The organism is Bradyrhizobium sp. AZCC 2289, assembly GCF_036924615.1.
In the GTDB taxonomy this organism is placed as follows: Bacteria; Pseudomonadota; Alphaproteobacteria; order Rhizobiales; family Xanthobacteraceae; genus Bradyrhizobium.
In genome coordinates this window covers 6,306,345-6,320,668 of the sequence record NZ_JAZHRY010000001.1, presented here as the reverse complement: position 1 = coordinate 6,320,668, position 14,324 = coordinate 6,306,345, and the positions used below count along the sequence as shown (strand labels likewise).

At 63.7% G+C, this 14,324-nt stretch carries 16 protein-coding genes; 8 read left to right on the top strand and 8 right to left on the bottom strand.

All coding sequences use genetic code 11. From position 1 onward, the window contains the following. Position 1: 1 nt before the first annotated feature. Positions 2-2,077: a M3 family metallopeptidase gene (locus tag V1289_RS30020; RefSeq protein ID WP_334401277.1), complete on the bottom strand. Its 2,076-nt coding sequence runs from the start codon at positions 2,075-2,077 to the stop codon at positions 2-4. Positions 2,078-2,326: 249 nt separating this feature from the next. Here V1289_RS30020 and V1289_RS30015 point away from each other — a divergent pair, with 249 nt between their 5' ends. From V1289_RS30015 to V1289_RS29980, 8 genes are all read left to right on the top strand, one after another. Next, complete coding sequence (locus V1289_RS30015; protein ID WP_074270880.1) at positions 2,327-2,587, top strand: hypothetical protein; 261 nt, start codon at positions 2,327-2,329, stop codon at positions 2,585-2,587. 722 nt (positions 2,588-3,309) lie between these two features. Further along, positions 3,310-4,452, top strand: coding sequence for a type III PLP-dependent enzyme (locus V1289_RS30010; protein WP_334401275.1), 1,143 nt, complete (start codon positions 3,310-3,312; stop codon positions 4,450-4,452). Positions 4,453-4,574: 122 nt separating this feature from the next. Continuing rightward, positions 4,575-5,198 (top strand): GNAT family N-acetyltransferase, encoded by a 624-nt coding sequence (locus V1289_RS30005; RefSeq protein ID WP_334401273.1) that lies wholly within the window; start codon positions 4,575-4,577, stop codon positions 5,196-5,198. Positions 5,199-5,208: 10 nt separating this feature from the next. Then, entirely contained in the window at positions 5,209-5,379 is a 171-nt protein-coding gene (locus V1289_RS30000; protein WP_334401271.1) for a hypothetical protein, read from the top strand. A gap of 128 nt (positions 5,380-5,507) precedes the next feature. Further along, a complete protein-coding gene (locus V1289_RS29995; RefSeq protein WP_334401269.1) occupies positions 5,508-5,897 on the top strand; it encodes a RidA family protein in 390 nt (129 codons plus the stop codon). A gap of 104 nt (positions 5,898-6,001) precedes the next feature. Beyond that, positions 6,002-7,432, top strand: coding sequence for a homospermidine synthase (locus V1289_RS29990; protein WP_334401267.1), 1,431 nt, complete (start codon positions 6,002-6,004; stop codon positions 7,430-7,432). Between the two features lie 15 nt (positions 7,433-7,447). Continuing rightward, positions 7,448-7,825 (top strand): hypothetical protein, encoded by a 378-nt coding sequence (locus V1289_RS29985; protein WP_334401265.1) that lies wholly within the window; start codon positions 7,448-7,450, stop codon positions 7,823-7,825. A gap of 184 nt (positions 7,826-8,009) precedes the next feature. Further along, complete coding sequence (locus tag V1289_RS29980; RefSeq protein WP_334401263.1) at positions 8,010-8,228, top strand: hypothetical protein; 219 nt, start codon at positions 8,010-8,012, stop codon at positions 8,226-8,228. A gap of 13 nt (positions 8,229-8,241) precedes the next feature. Here the strand turns inward: V1289_RS29980 and V1289_RS29975 are convergent, their stop codons facing one another. The 7 genes from V1289_RS29975 to V1289_RS29945 all read right to left on the bottom strand — a co-directional run bounded on the left by V1289_RS29975 (position 8,242) and on the right by V1289_RS29945 (position 14,318). Beyond that, entirely contained in the window at positions 8,242-8,982 is a 741-nt protein-coding gene (locus V1289_RS29975; protein ID WP_334407731.1) for an acetoacetate decarboxylase, read from the bottom strand. A gap of 272 nt (positions 8,983-9,254) precedes the next feature. Continuing rightward, the gene (locus tag V1289_RS29970; protein ID WP_334407730.1) at positions 9,255-9,590 is read right to left on the bottom strand and encodes a hypothetical protein; all 336 of its coding nucleotides are present in this window, start codon (positions 9,588-9,590) and stop codon (positions 9,255-9,257) included. 103 nt (positions 9,591-9,693) lie between these two features. Next, positions 9,694-10,410: an MgtC/SapB family protein gene (locus tag V1289_RS29965; protein WP_334401261.1), complete on the bottom strand. Its 717-nt coding sequence runs from the start codon at positions 10,408-10,410 to the stop codon at positions 9,694-9,696. 34 nt (positions 10,411-10,444) lie between these two features. Then, positions 10,445-11,461: a WD40 repeat domain-containing protein gene (locus tag V1289_RS29960; RefSeq protein WP_334407729.1), complete on the bottom strand. Its 1,017-nt coding sequence runs from the start codon at positions 11,459-11,461 to the stop codon at positions 10,445-10,447. Then, positions 11,461-12,519 carry a CobW family GTP-binding protein gene (locus V1289_RS29955; protein ID WP_334401259.1) on the bottom strand — a complete coding sequence of 353 codons (1,059 nt, stop codon included), beginning with the start codon at positions 12,517-12,519 and terminating at the stop codon, positions 11,461-11,463. The genes V1289_RS29960 and V1289_RS29955 overlap by 1 nt, the downstream gene beginning before the upstream one ends. Before the next feature lie 57 nt (positions 12,520-12,576). Next, complete coding sequence (locus V1289_RS29950; RefSeq protein WP_334401257.1) at positions 12,577-13,446, bottom strand: metal ABC transporter substrate-binding protein; 870 nt, start codon at positions 13,444-13,446, stop codon at positions 12,577-12,579. Between the two features lie 2 nt (positions 13,447-13,448). After that, entirely contained in the window at positions 13,449-14,318 is an 870-nt protein-coding gene (locus tag V1289_RS29945) for a metal ABC transporter permease (protein ID WP_334401255.1), read from the bottom strand. Positions 14,319-14,324: the final 6 nt, after the last annotated feature.

The following is a 14,324-nucleotide window of genomic DNA, read 5'->3' as shown; positions in this document are numbered from 1 at the left end:
CTCAGGCCGCCTCGGGCGTTTCCAGAAGCCCCCGGCGCCGCAGCAGCGCGTCGGGCTCGGGCTCCCGGCCGCGGAACGCGACATAGGCGTCCTCGGGGTCGCGCGAGCCGCCGGACGAATAGATATCGTCGTGCAGGCGTTTTGCGACAGCGGGATCGAAGATGTCGCCGGCCTCCTCGAAGGCGCCGAAGGCGTCGGCGTCCATCACTTCCGACCACATGTAGCTGTAATAGCCGGAAGCATAATGGTCGCCGGAGAAGATGTGGCCGAACTGGGTCGGCCGGTGCCGCAGCGCGATTTCCGCGGGCATGCCGATTTTTTCCAGCTCGGCCTTTTCGAACGTCCGCACGTCGCGGCTGGCGGCGGCCGGCTGGGTGTGGAATTCGAGATCGATCAGCGCCGAGGACACGAATTCCACGGTGGCAAAACCCTGGTTGAATTTGCGCGCGGCGAGGAAGCGGTTCAGGAGATCGTCCGGCAGCGGTTCACCGGTCTCGTAATGTTTTGCGAACTTCCGCAGCACCTGCGGCTGCTCCTGCCAGTGCTCGTAAAGCTGCGAGGGCAGCTCGACGAAATCGGTGAAGACGGAGGTGCCCGATAGCGAGGGATAGGTCACATCAGACAGCATGCCGTGCAGGCCGTGGCCGAACTCGTGGAACAGGGTGCGGGCGTCGTCCGGCGACAAAAGCGACGGCACGCCGTCGGCGCCCTTGGCGAAATTGCAGACATTGATGATCAAAGGCGCGATCGCGCCGTCGAGCTTCTGCTGGTCGCGCAGCGAGGTCATCCAGGCGCCCGAGCGTTTTGAGGACCGGGCGAAGTAGTCGCCATAGAACAGCGCCTTGTGCTGGCCGTTGGCGTCCTTCACCTCCCAGACCCGGACGTCCGGATGCCAGGTCGGAACGTCCTTGCGCTCGGCGAAGGTGATACCGAACAGCCGGGTGGCGCAGTCGAACGCGGCCTCGATCATGTGGTCAAGCACCAGATAGGGTTTTATGGCGGCATCGTCGAAATTGGCGCGTGCCTGCCGCAGTTTTTCGGCGTAGTAGCGCCAGTCCCACGGCGCCAGCGCGAAATTGCCGCCCTCCTCCGTGACCAGCGCCTGCAGCGCGTCCCGGTCGGCCAGCGCCCGGGCGCGGGCCGGCTTCCAGACCCGCTCCAGCAGGCCCCGCACCGCCTCCGGCGTCTTGGCCATGGAATCCTCCAGCCGATAGGCGGCGTAGGTCGCAAAGCCCAGGATTTTGGCACTCTCCTCGCGGAGGCTGAGGATCTCCACGATGGCCTCGTTGTTGTCGTTGGCATTGCCGTTGTCGCCGCGCGCCGTAAACGCCTTGAAGACCTTTTCACGCAGGTCGCGGCGGGTCGAGTTCTTCAGGAACGGCTCCACGAACGACCGCGACAGCGTCATGATCGCCTTGCCGGCCATGCCACGCTCTTCCGCGGCGGCCTTTGCACCCGCCACAAAACTGTCGGACAGCCCGGCGCGGTCGTCCTCGCCGAGCTCCATGAACCAGTCCTGCTCGTCGCCGAGCAGATGGTGGCTGAACGCGGTGCCGAGATGCGCCAGCCGCTCGTTGATCTCGGCCATCCGGGTTTTTGCGGCCTCGTCGAGGCCGGCGCCGGCGCGGTGGAAGCGGGTATAGGTCCGCTCCAGCAGCCGCATCTCCTCACCTGACAGCCCGAGGCTGGCGCGCTTCTCGTGCAGCATCGCGATGCGGCCGAACAGCACCGCATTCATCATGATCGGATTCCAGTGCCGCGCCATCCGCAGGGAGACCTCCTTGTCGATCTCCAGGATCGCCGGATTGGAGTTCGCCGAGACCAGGTCGTAGAACACCGCCGAGACCTTGGAGAGCAGCTTTCCCGAGCGCTCCAGCGCGGTGATGGTGTTGGCGAAGTCGGGCGTGGAGGGATCGTGGGTGATCGCCGCGATCTCGGCGGCGTGATCGGCAAAGGCCTGCTCAAAGGCGGGCATGAAATGCTCAGGGACGATCTCGGCAAAGGGCGGCGCCTCGAACGGCGTCTGCCATGCTTTCAGAAGCGGATTGGTGACTGCCGTTTGCTGGGTTTCTGACATCGCAATTCCCGTTTTTCGCCACTGGAGCCCTTTCGGGCTCCAGGCTTGTTTTTGACGCATTTTCTACCGCAGATAAGTCTACGCAATCTGCGTAAACTTGATTGCTATGCGAACCGGTACCCACTTCGCTCGAAAACGCTTTGAAAGATGGCCCAATCTATATCACGCGATACGGCATTTTTGGGCCTTTTGTGCTTGATACACGGGCACTTTTCGGAGAGATTGCGGCCCCTGAACAGGACCTGATCCATGAGCCCACAGTCTTCATCCACCGGCAAGAACGAGATCGTCTGGCCGAGCGTCGTCACCGTCATCTCGGCGGCGATCCTGATCGGTGCGGAGGTGTTCGGCGCGGCGTTTGCCGGCGGCTGGGCGCTCGCGATTCTGTTCGGGCTCAACGACACCGGCGCGCACATCCTGCAGGCGGCGTTGTTTGCGATCGGCGTCCTCATCATGGTGGCGTTCATCCGCGCCGCCCAGCGCGTCGAGCCGTTCACAAAGCGCGCCTGACGCGCCCGCACAAAACGTGCCTGACGCGCGCCCGCACGAAGCGCGCTTGCAGCGAGCGAGCGAGAAACCGCTGCGGCACAGGCGCCAAAGCACTTACGCTTTGTTCAGAAGTCTTAACGCCTGTTCATGTTCAGCGCGGCCCGAGCGCGGCATTGCAAGCTCGCGTTAGGGAAATTTGCGCACAGCCTAAAAAAAATGTTGCGAAGCGGACTCAAAAGAACTATTTCCCGTTTTGCCCAATTTCGCACGTGCCTGTGGTCGTGTGTCAGTCGGTAGGTATCCGGACAAGAGGCCGGACAGCCGCCAAGGGATGAAGAACCGAGGGTCGCTCAAGTCCAGGACCGAACAGGTCGACGTCTTGAGAGGCCAGCATCTCTCTCAAGAGATGCCGTTGAAGGTCTCTGCATCCTTTGCAACCGTGACTGGCAGCCGGAGGCGAACCGGCGCACCCCGCTCTCAACGGGGGACGCGACTTAAAGCAACGACGGATCGGGCTTTTTTGGTCTCTACCGGCATTCCAACGCCGGCGCGGGCTACTGAAAAGGCTTGTCCTTCATTGCCAGGTGTGCGGGCGGGAAATTTCCCAACCAATCCACGGCAGCACAGTCTGGTTTGAGTCTTTTGGCTTCGTTGCGCCTCCAAAGCGTGATGTGGCCGGAGCGCTCTTATCCGACATCATTTTTTGAACGGATCCCCGTCGCTGGGCCGTTTGGGAGAGTGCTATGACCGAACGTATTCAGGAATTCCTGCGCAACCGCCGCAGCGAGGGCCAGGACACCGAGCCTTGCCTCGTGGTCGACCTCGAAGTCGTGCGTGACAACTACCAGACCTTCGCCAAGGCGTTGCCGGACAGCCGCGTGTTCTACGCGGTGAAGGCTAATCCTGCGCCAGAGGTGCTGTCGCTGCTGGCCTCGATGGGCTCGTGCTTCGACACCGCAACCGTCGCCGAAATCGAAATGGCGCTGGCTGCCGGTGCGACGCCCGACCGCATCTCCTATGGCAATACGATCAAGAAGGAGCGCGACATCGCGCGTGCCTTCGCGCTCGGCATTCGCCTGTTCGCGGTCGACTGCGCCGCCGAGGTCGAGAAGGTCGCCCGTGCCGCCCCCGGCGCCAAGGTGTTCTGCCGCATTCTCTATGACTGCGCAGGCGCCGAGTGGCCGCTGTCGCGCAAGTTCGGCTGCGACCCGGAGATGGCGGTCGAGGTGCTCGACCTCGCCAAGCGTCTGGGCCTGGAGCCGTGCGGCATCTCGTTCCATGTCGGCTCGCAGCAGCGCAAGGTGAAGGCGTGGGATCGTGCCCTGTCGATGGCCTCGACGGTGTTCCGTGACTGCGCCGAGCGCGGGATCAACCTCACCATGGTCAACATGGGCGGCGGATTCCCGACCAAGTACCTCAAGGACGTTCCTCCGGTCGTACAATACGGCCGGTCGATCTTCCGTGCGCTGCGCAAGCATTTCGGCAACCAGATCCCGGAGACCATCATCGAGCCGGGACGCGGCATGGTCGGCAATGCCGGCATCATCGAGACCGAAGTCGTCCTGATCTCCAGGAAGAGCGACGAGGACGAGGTGCGCTGGGTGTATCTCGACATCGGCAAGTTCGGCGGTCTCGCCGAGACGATGGACGAGTCGATCCGCTACGCCATCCGCACCCCGCATGACGGGGCGGACATGACGCCGTGCGTGCTCGCGGGTCCGACCTGCGACAGCGCCGACGTGTTGTACGAGAAGATGCCGTATCCGCTCCCGGTGACGCTCGAGATCGGCGACAAGCTGCTGATCGAAGGCACCGGGGCCTATACGTCGACTTACTCGGCGGTGGCGTTCAACGGCATCCCGCCGCTGCGGACCTACCACATCTAAGCTGCCTCTTTTGAGGCTCGACTAACCGGGAGCCGGCATGCCGGCTCCCACCCCTTCATTTGCGAATTTTCTGACAACGCTGCCGCGGCGTGATCGCCGTTGGCAGTGAGGACTGACGTGCCATGACTGCTTTGCGGAACACCACCGTTGCCCTCATCCCTGACGCCGCTCCGTTCGCGATCCGTGCGGAGCGAGCTTCAGACGTCGTTGCGCGTGAAGCGCTGCTGGATGCCTGCTTTGGCGACAATCGCCATGCGCGCACCTGCCAGCGCCTGCGCGACGGACGCGCGCCCGCCGAAGGCCTTGCCCTCTCGGTCGTGCGCCAGGAGGGGCAAGGCCGGTTGGTCGGAACCGTGCGGTTGTGGCACGTCAGCGCGGGGGGCAAGCCGGCGCTGATGCTGGGGCCGCTGGCGGTCGACGCGACCTGCCGCGGCCTCGGCGTCGGCGCTGCACTGATGAACCACGCGCTGGCTGTCGCCAAGGCGCGCGGCCATGGCGCAGTGATCCTGCTCGGCGATGCGCCCTACTACGCCCGCTTCGGCTTCTCTGGTCTCAAGACCGGCGAGCTGTCGCTGCCCGGCCCGTTCGAGCGCGACCGCCTGCTCGGCCTCGAGCTCTGCGAAGGCGCGCTCGATAGCGCTTGGGGCATGATCGCCCCGACCGGCGCATTGTTGCTCAAGCCCAAGGCGGAGCGGAAGGCCGTCCGGGCGAGGAAGGCACTCCAAATCGTGCCGCACGCGGCGTAAGGCGCGCGCGATGTCGGAGAGCCTCCCTCAACCGCGCGATGCTGCGCGCCCGCGCCTGAGCGGCTTCATCACGACCATCCTGATGATCCTGATCTCGGTCATGATCGTCAGGGACATTTTTGTGCGCCGCTGGGGCGCTGCCACGCCTCCGGCCTCCGACGTGACAGAGCGCTCACGCTGATACAGCGAACGCTTGCGTGTAGCCGGGAAATGCCCCTAAACACCGCGGAAAGCTTTTGTATTTGATGCGTTTTCTTCACGCGAACCGGTACCCACTTCGCTCGAAAACGCTATGAAACCGAGGTCCTGATGCCCCGCCGCCTGATTTCCACTGGCTCGCCGTTCGAGAAGACCGCGGGCTACAGCCGCGCCGTCATCGACGGCGATTTCGCCTTTGTGGCCGGCACCACCGGCTACGACTACACCACCATGACGATGCCGGATGATGTCACGAGCCAGTCACGCAACTGCTTCAAGACCATCGAGGCCGCCCTGAAAGAAGGCGGTTTCGCGATGGCCGATATCGTCCGCGCGACCTACTACATCACCGACGCCAAGGACGCGGACGCCCATTTCGCGGTCTGCGGCGAAGTTCTCGGCGACATCCGCCCGGCCGCCACGCTGCTGGTGGTCGCGGGTCTCTACAAGCCCGAGATGAAGGTCGAGATCGAAGTGACCGCCAAGCGACGTTCCGCCTGATCCCCCAGTCTTTTGTTTGACGCGTTTTCTTCACGCGAACCGGTATCCACTTCGCTTGAAAACGCTATAACGCCGCAGCCAGCCTTAATCTTCTGGAGATATTCATGAGCCCGTCCGCGCCAATCCACGCGAAAATTTCCGGCCCCATTGTCATGATCGGCTTCGGCTCGATCGGCAAAGGCACGCTGCCTTTGATCGAGCGGCATTTCGATTACGACAAATCGCGCTTCGTGATCATCGATCCGCATGAGGACGGCGAGATCGCCAGGCAGCATGGCGTGCGCTTCATCAAGCAGGGCATCACCCGCGACAATTACCGCGAGGTGCTGGTGCCGTTGTTGACCGCCGGCGGCGGCCAGGGCTTTTGCGTCAACCTCTCGGTCGACACCTCCTCGGTCGATATCATGACCATGTGCCGGGAGATCGGCGCGCTCTATATCGACACCGTGGTCGAGCCATGGCTCGGCTTCTATTTCGACAAGAACATCGGCCCCGAAAAGCGCTCGAACTACGCGCTGCGCGAGACGCTGCTGGCAGCCAAGCGCAAGACCCCGGGCGGGCCGACCGCCGTTTCAACCTGCGGCGCCAATCCCGGCATGGTGTCGTGGTTCGTCAAGCAGGCGCTGCTCGACATCGCCCGCGACACCAAGATCGAATTCAACGAGCCGAAGAGCCGGGAAGGCTGGGGCCAGCTTGCCCACAAGCTCGGCGTCAAGGGCATCCATATCGCCGAGCGCGATACCCAACGCTCGAAGAAGCCGAAGCCGATGGACGTGTTCGTCAACACCTGGTCGGTGGAGGGCTTTGTCTCCGAAGGCATGCAGCCGGCCGAACTCGGCTGGGGCACGCATGAAAAATGGATGCCGGACAACGGCCGCCAGCACACTGAAGGCTGCGGCGCCGCGATCTATCTTCTGCAGCCCGGCGCCAACACCCGCGTGCGCTCCTGGTGCCCGACGCCGGGCGCGCAATACGGCTTCCTCGTCACCCACAACGAGTCGATCTCGATCGCGGATTATTTCACGGTGCGCGACGGCGCCAAGGTGATCTATCGCCCGACCTGCCATTACGCCTATCACCCCGCCAACGACGCCGTGCTCTCGTTGCACGAAATCTTTGGGGCGACCGGCCAGATGCAGCAGAAGTGGCACATCCTGGACGAGAACGAGATCGAGGACGGCATCGACGAGCTCGGCGTGCTGCTCTACGGCCACGCCAGGAACGCCTATTGGTACGGTTCGCAGCTCTCGATCGAGGAGACCCGTGAGATTGCCCCCTACCAGAACGCCACCGGCATGCAGGTGACTTCAGCCGTGCTCGCCGGCATGGTGTGGGCGCTGGAAAATCCGACCGCCGGCATCGTCGAAGCCGATGAGATGGATTTCCACCGCTGCCTCGAAATCCAGCGGCCGTATCTCGGCCCGGTGAAGGGTTTCTACACCGACTGGACCCCGCTGTCGGACCGGCCCGGCCTGTTCCCGGAAGACATCGACACCTCGGATCCCTGGCAGTTCCGCAACGTGCTGGTGCGGTGAACCGGCGAGGCTTCTGTGCAGAAGCCGGCCGGTTCCTGGCGACCTATCCACAGCCATGAGAAGGGCGATGATGACGCGCTTGTCATCGCCGCGTTATCTTCACGCCGGGGTAGTGACCGACTCACCGGCGGGCACAACATGAACCATGCATCACTTCTCAATCCGTTCCACCTGAACCAGGAGCCGGCCAGGCCGGTCCGGATCGTCAATCGAGCGATAGCGCGATCGAGGCCGGTCTGTTCAAGCTGCCAGTCCGACGACATTATCGCCCACGCCACCGTTCAGTGGAGCAACGAATCGCAGGAATGGGAACTGGCCAGCACCTTCGGTCGGCCGACCCACTGCAATCACTGCGACGGCGCATGCGAGATCACCTGGTTGCCTTTGAAATAGCTTCACTGTGAGGGCAGACCGGGAGGATGCGCGAAGCTGACAAACGACCCGACTCATGATGCGGATCATGGTAACCGGGGATTAATCACATCGCGCCATTCTGCGGGGTACCTTGTTCTGCGAGGACTTGGAGCCGTCGCCGCAGCCTCATTCCAGCGACGGCTCCCCCAGTGGAGCGATGAACATGCGCGCCATGATCGCCATCATGCTGTCGGCAGCGACGCTTGCCGCCTGTACGCCCGAGAATACTGACGTGACCGGCTCGATCGGAACCTGCGTCAGGAAGCTTTATAGCGCCTACAATCCCAAGGACATGAAGCAGTGTGTCGGTGCCTGCATCGCCTGCGAAAGCGGCGTCGTCACGACCTGCTCGACCTCCTGCACGCTCAAGGGCGCGCAGTAACCCGCCTGCGGCGTTACTTCGCCGTATAATCGAACGCCACCGTCCCCAGCCCCAGCGTCAGATCCGCCTTGAAGTGCAGCGCCGAGATCACCTCGCGCACCGGCAGCCGCGCGACGTCGCAAAGCGCGTGGGGAAACAGGCCGAGCGCGGCCGGGCCGGTCCAGGCTTCCTTCAGCGTGATGTCCTCGAGATGGAAGCGCACCAGTTCGCAAATCCGCGGACTGCCGTCGACATGCGGAATGATTTTCAAAATGAAGTTCGGCGCCTTCAGGCTCTTGAGCACGGTGTCGTGGTCGACCGGCCGGTGCTTGTAGCCCATGGTGGCAGAGGCGCAGAGCACCGAGCCGTAATGCAGCGCGCCGACCAGCACGTCGCTCTCGACGGCGATCTTCGGCGACGCCAGCTTTTTCGGAAATCCCCAGAGTTCGCGGCCGCCGGCGATCGGGCCTTCGTCGTCCAGGTACATCGCATGGGTATAGCCGCCCTCCACACCGTCGAGGCGGACCGGGATCACCTGCCCGGTTTCGGTGTAATCGCCGAAGCCGGTTGAATCCGGCATGCGGATGAATTCGTATTTGACGATCGAATCAACAATCTCGAGCGGCTCCGGCACCACGGCGGCCAGCGCTTCCGGATCGGTCCGGTAGGTGATGATGAAATATTCGCGATTATAGAAACGATAGGGCCCCGGCGGAAACGAGGGATTGGTCAGCGGCATCGAATAGGCGGTTCGCCTGACATCGTCGATCTTCATCATCTGCCTCACCTGTCGCCGGCGCTCTCGCGCGATGAGCGATTATGGGGCAGCCAGGTGACACAGGCGAGACTGTAAAATCGGCAGGCCAGTCAAAACGGCGTCAGAGATCCCTGTCGACCTCATGGTGAGGAGCGCGCCCTTGCGCGCGTCTCCGGACGAAGCTTCGCATCGCCGGGAGAACCATGAGCATCCGCGGCCCATCCTTCGAGACGCGCCCCTTAGGGGGCGCTCCTCAGGATGAGGGGCGAGGATGTGGACAATCAAGAAACCTACTTTTCCTTGATCGGCGGCGCGGTCTTTTCCGCAGGCGCCGGCGGCAGCGCGGGCTCAGCGCCCGCCTTCTGTGCTTCGGCATCCGGACGGGCCGGCTGCGGCGGAACGTTGGACGGCCGTGTACCCGTCGTGACCGGCTCGGCCGGCGCCGACGGTTTCGTCTCCGCGCCCGGCGTCGACTGCAACGGCGGTGTCGCCTGCGCCAGTTGCTGCGGATCGTGGGTTTTGAGTTGGGTCAGCGAAAGGCCAGAAATCACCAGCCCGGTCGTGACCAGCGCGACCGCGAGCAGAAAATCCTTCGTGTAACCGCGTTTCCTGTCCTCGGGAGACATATCGTTCACCGCGAAATTGTTCGCGATATCAACGATTCCGGCGGCGCATGGTTCCGGCGGCGCAGCGCCCGGAAAGCTGGCGAAAACGCCTCAAAAGCCGCGATTAGTCCTTGGTATTCAGTTCCCAGGTGGCGTGCCGCACGCCGGGCTGCCGCTCCAGATCGGCGGCTACCGCGTCCAGCTCTTTGGGATCGATGGCGGTAGAGACCAGCGTCGCCACGATCTCCAGCAGATCGTCGCCATGTTCGGCGACTTCGACATCGGCGACCGGATATTTGGCGCTTTCCAGCCTCTCCACCAGATGGTCGCGCATGCCGGGCAATGCTGCCGGGGTGACCGCGAGCTTGAAATAATAGGTCGCTTCCGACGACCGCTCGTCGAGCGGAATGCGGTTGATGGCGTTCACCAGCGGACGCAGCAAGGTGTTGCCGGCGAGCACGAACACGGTCAGCGCCGCCGCTTGCGCGATCATGTCGGCGCCGGCGCAGGAGCCGACCGCGGCGGAGGCCCACAACGTCGCCGCGGTATTGAGGCCGCGCACGTCCATGCCCTGCTTCATGATGACGCCGGCGCCGAGGAAGCCGATCCCCGAAACGACGTAGGCAATCACCCGCACCGCGCCATCGGCGCCGGAAAGATGCATCGCAAGATCGACGAAGGCCGCGGCGCCGACGGCGACCAGCACATTGGTGCGCAGCCCCGCAGTGCGCTGCCGGTACTGCCGTTCGGCGCCGATCAGGGTGCCCAGAATGAACGCCGCCGCCAGGCTGACCAGCGTGTCGAGAAAATCGGCGGTCTGGAAGGTGGTCAGGAATCGCATGCTGCCTGCCTAGGCGAGAGACATCACGGTCCTATCACAATTCCAGCAAGCCCGCGTCGCCATCCTCGGCCGCGTAGGCCAGCAGCGTGCCCTTGGCGTTCCAGGCCAAGCCTGCGACCGCGGCGCCGCCGTTCCGGCGCACCAAAATCTCCGCGCCGTCTTCGAGCCGCACCATCAGCACGGTGCCGTCGCTGTAGCCCGCCGCCAGAATATCCTGCTTCGGATGACAGGCGACCGCGGAAACCCGCACCTGCAGCGGCGCCAGCATCGCCGGCTCCTTGCCCATCGGGCCATCCTTGCTGCCGAACGGCCAGACGATCACGGTATCGGCGCCGGAGGTGGCGAGGCCCTTGCCGCCCGCGCTCCACGACATCGAACGGACGCGGCCGGGATAACCGCTCATCCGCATGTGCCGGTTGTCGGCCAGCCGCCAGCCATGCATCGCCGGCTCGTGCATCGCGGTGACCAGGAATTTGTTGTCCGGACTGAACGTCACCGCAAGATGCGAGCCGGCCCATTCCAGAAATTCCGGCTGCGCGGCCATGTTGGGAAACCACAGCGTCACGCCGTTGTAATGCGCGACCGCCAGCCGCAGGCCCTTTGGCGCAAACGCCAGCCCGCCGACCGTCGAGGGCAGATCGAAGGATTTCTCCTCGCCCTTGCCGCTGCGCACATAGGCGGTCTTGCCGGCCGACCACGCCACCGGGCCGTCGGGGTGAACAGCGACATTGTCGATCCAGCGGCGTTTGGCGTCGGTCGCAAGCTGCGTAACCTCGCCCTTGGCATTGAACGCAACGACCTTGCCGTCATCGCCACCCATGACGATGCGCGCGCCGTCGGACATCGCGCAGAGGATGCCGCCGCCATGAACGGGGGTTTGCGCAATATCGCCCTTGGCGTTGACCACGGACACATTCTCCTCGGCACCGACAAAGCAGGCGCTGTCGCCGAGGAAATGCACTGACGTGACGGACTGGCCGAGCGGCAACGGCCGCACTTTGTCGGTCACCGACACGATGGAGGCGGATTCGCCCGGATCGAACTCTTTCATCACGTGGTGATACAGCCTTCGAAACCGTCGCGGATCATCTGTTCCGGCAATTCGCGACCGATGAAGACGAGGCGGCTCTCGCGTGCCTCGCCGTCCTTCCACTTCCGCTGGTGATCGCCCTCGAGCATCATGTGGACGCCCTGGAACACATAGCGGTCGTCGTCGTCGGTGAAGGCCAGAATGCCCTTCGAGCGCAAAATCTTCTGGCCTTCGCTGGCGACCAGGTTCTGCAGCCACGGCATGAATTTGGTCGCGTCGAGCGGCTTGTCTGATCGCAGTGACAGCGATTGCATGTCCTCGTCGTGGTAGTGCTTCAGCCCGCCGTGGCTGTGGCTATGGCCGTGATCGTGGTCATGGCCGTGGTGATGACCGTGATCGTGGTCATGATCGTGCCCATCGCCGGCGTCCAGAAATTCCGGTTCGATTTCGAGGATACGGTCGAGATCGAACGCGCCGCGCTCCAGCACGTCCGACAGTGCTACCTTGCAGCGCTCGGTGCGGTGCAGCTTGGCATAGGGATTGATGGCGCGGATCCGCGCCTCGACTTCGGCGAGTTCCGGCTTGGAGACGAGGTCGGTCTTGTTCAGCACGATGACGTCGGCGAACGCGATCTGGTTCTTGGCTTCGGGGGCATCCTTCAGCCGGTCGCTCAGCCATTTGGCGTCGGCGACGGTCACGACCGCATCGAGCCGGGCGTGCTTCTGCACGTCCTCGTCGACAAAGAAGGTCTGCGCCACCGGCGCCGGATCGGCCAGCCCCGTGGTCTCGACGATGATGGCGTCGAACTTGCCCTTGCGCTTCATCAACCCGTCGAGGATGCGTACGAGGTCGCCGCGCACGGTGCAGCAGACGCAGCCATTGTTCATTTCGAACACTTCTTCGTCGGCGCCGATGATCAGGTCGTTGTCGATGCCGATCTCGCCGAATTCGTTGACGATGACGGCGTATTTCTTGCCGTGGTTTTCCGACAGGATGCGATTGAGCAGCGTGGTCTTGCCGGCGCCGAGATAGCCCGTCAGTACGGTCACGGGAATTTTGGAGGAAGAAGGTTCAGACATAACAACTCCGAAAGCGGGGACTTCTGGCGCGCCCCGGCCAGCAGGGAGGCCCCTGCCCTAGTTGGCGAGCGCGCTGGTCAGGGCCTTTATATTGTGCCTGACCATATCAATGTAAGTGGGGGCATCGCCCTTTTCGGGCGTCAGACTGTCCGAATAAAGGGTCCCGCCGACTTTGGCGCCGGTTTCGGCCGCGATTTGGCGGATCAGCCTGGGATCGCTGATATTTTCAAGAAAAACAGCCGGAATTTTCGCGGTTTTGACCTGGGTGATGATGACAGCGATATCGCGGGCGCTGGCCTCGGATTCCGTCGAGACGCCCAGCGGCGCGATGAAGTCGACGCCATAGGCGGCGGCGAAATAGCCGAAGGCGCGGTGGGTCGAGATCACCTTGCGGCGGGCGTCCGGAATCTGCGCCACAGCTACGCGGACCTCGCGGTCGAGCGTATCGAGCTTTGACAGATAGGCGCCGGCATTGGCCCGGAATGCCTCGGCGTCCGCGGGGTCGGCGGCAACCAGCGCGTCGCGGATATTGCCCACATAGATTTTCGCGTTGACCACGGATTGCCAGGCATGCGGATCGGCGTCGGAACCGAGCCTGAGCGGCGCGATGCCGGAGGTCGCGGTCACGATGACGGCCTTGCCGCTGGCGGACTGCACCAGCCGCGGCAACCAACCCTCGAGCCCAAAACCGTTGACGACGACGAGCTTCGCATCCGCGATCTTTTTCGCGTCCGCCGGCGTCGGCGCGTAGACATGCGCGTCGCCGTCGGGACCGACCAGCTCCGCGACGCTGACGCGGTCGCCACCGACATTGCGGACGAAGTCGCCCAGGATCGAGAAGCTCGCGACCACGTTGAGGCGATCCTGCGCGCGGGCCGGAAGGATGGCCGTCGCGAGCATGAGGAAAATAAGCCAGAAACGTCGCATCGCTACGCTTCCAGATGGCGGCCGGGAAACAGCTGCCGGACCAGCCCGCTGACGCTGCCGAACAGCACCGACACCACATAGAGCCCTGCCGCCACCAGAATGATCGCGGGACCCGAGGGAATGCGGGTCTGGAACGACAGCACCAGCCCGGCATAGCCGGAGATCATTGCGCTCGCGACCGCGATGCAGATCATGCCGGTGATATCGCGCGACCAGAATCGCGCGATGCCGGCGGGCAGGATCATCAGGCCGACGCCCAGCAAGGTGCCGAGCGCATGAAAGCCGTTGACGAGGTTGATCACGACCAGCGCCAGGAACGCCAGATGCGCGGGCGCGCCGGCCCTCGAGACCGTGCGCAGGAACACCGGATCGACGCATTCGATCACCAACGGGCGGTAGATCACCGCCAGCACCAGCATCGTGATGGTGGCGTTGAACGCGATCACCAGCAGCGTCTGATCGTCCATGGCGAGGATGTTGCCGAACAACACGTGCAGCAGATCGATATTGGTGCCCTTGATGGAGACAATGGTGACGCCGAGCGCCAGCGACACCAGATAGAAGGTCGCCAGCGACGCGTCTTCCTTCAATTCGGTGGTGCGCGCGACCACGCCGGCGAGGATCGCGACCGTAAAGCCCGCGATCAGGCCGCCGGTCGTCATCGCGAACAGACTGAGCCCGGAGATCAGGAAACCGATCGCCGCCCCCGGCAGGATCGCATGCGCCATGGCGTCGCCGACCAGGCTCATCCGCCGCAGCATCAAAAACACCCCGATCGGCGCGCCACCGAGTGAGAGCGCGATCACGGCCGCGAGCGCGCGGCGCATGAACTCGAATTCGGTGAAAGGCGCGATCAGCGCATCGTAAATCATCGGAGG

Coding starts and splice junctions, on each gene's coding strand:
- V1289_RS30000 (WP_334401271.1), top strand. CDS start 5,209: ATGTCGGAGAGCCTCCCTCAACCGCGCGATGCTGCGCGCCCGCGCCTG.
- V1289_RS29950 (WP_334401257.1), bottom strand. CDS start 13,446: ATGCGACGTTTCTGGCTTATTTTCCTCATGCTCGCGACGGCCATCCTT.
- V1289_RS29990 (WP_334401267.1), top strand. CDS start 6,002: ATGAGCCCGTCCGCGCCAATCCACGCGAAAATTTCCGGCCCCATTGTC.
- V1289_RS30015 (WP_074270880.1), top strand. CDS start 2,327: ATGAGCCCACAGTCTTCATCCACCGGCAAGAACGAGATCGTCTGGCCG.
- V1289_RS29960 (WP_334407729.1), bottom strand. CDS start 11,461: ATGAAAGAGTTCGATCCGGGCGAATCCGCCTCCATCGTGTCGGTGACC.
- V1289_RS30005 (WP_334401273.1), top strand. CDS start 4,575: ATGACTGCTTTGCGGAACACCACCGTTGCCCTCATCCCTGACGCCGCT.
- V1289_RS29965 (WP_334401261.1), bottom strand. CDS start 10,410: ATGCGATTCCTGACCACCTTCCAGACCGCCGATTTTCTCGACACGCTG.
- V1289_RS30020 (WP_334401277.1), bottom strand. CDS start 2,077: ATGTCAGAAACCCAGCAAACGGCAGTCACCAATCCGCTTCTGAAAGCA.
- V1289_RS30010 (WP_334401275.1), top strand. CDS start 3,310: ATGACCGAACGTATTCAGGAATTCCTGCGCAACCGCCGCAGCGAGGGC.
- V1289_RS29945 (WP_334401255.1), bottom strand. CDS start 14,318: ATGATTTACGATGCGCTGATCGCGCCTTTCACCGAATTCGAGTTCATG.
- V1289_RS29995 (WP_334401269.1), top strand. CDS start 5,508: ATGCCCCGCCGCCTGATTTCCACTGGCTCGCCGTTCGAGAAGACCGCG.
- V1289_RS29975 (WP_334407731.1), bottom strand. CDS start 8,982: ATGAAGATCGACGATGTCAGGCGAACCGCCTATTCGATGCCGCTGACC.
- V1289_RS29970 (WP_334407730.1), bottom strand. CDS start 9,590: ATGTCTCCCGAGGACAGGAAACGCGGTTACACGAAGGATTTTCTGCTC.
- V1289_RS29980 (WP_334401263.1), top strand. CDS start 8,010: ATGCGCGCCATGATCGCCATCATGCTGTCGGCAGCGACGCTTGCCGCC.
- V1289_RS29955 (WP_334401259.1), bottom strand. CDS start 12,519: ATGTCTGAACCTTCTTCCTCCAAAATTCCCGTGACCGTACTGACGGGC.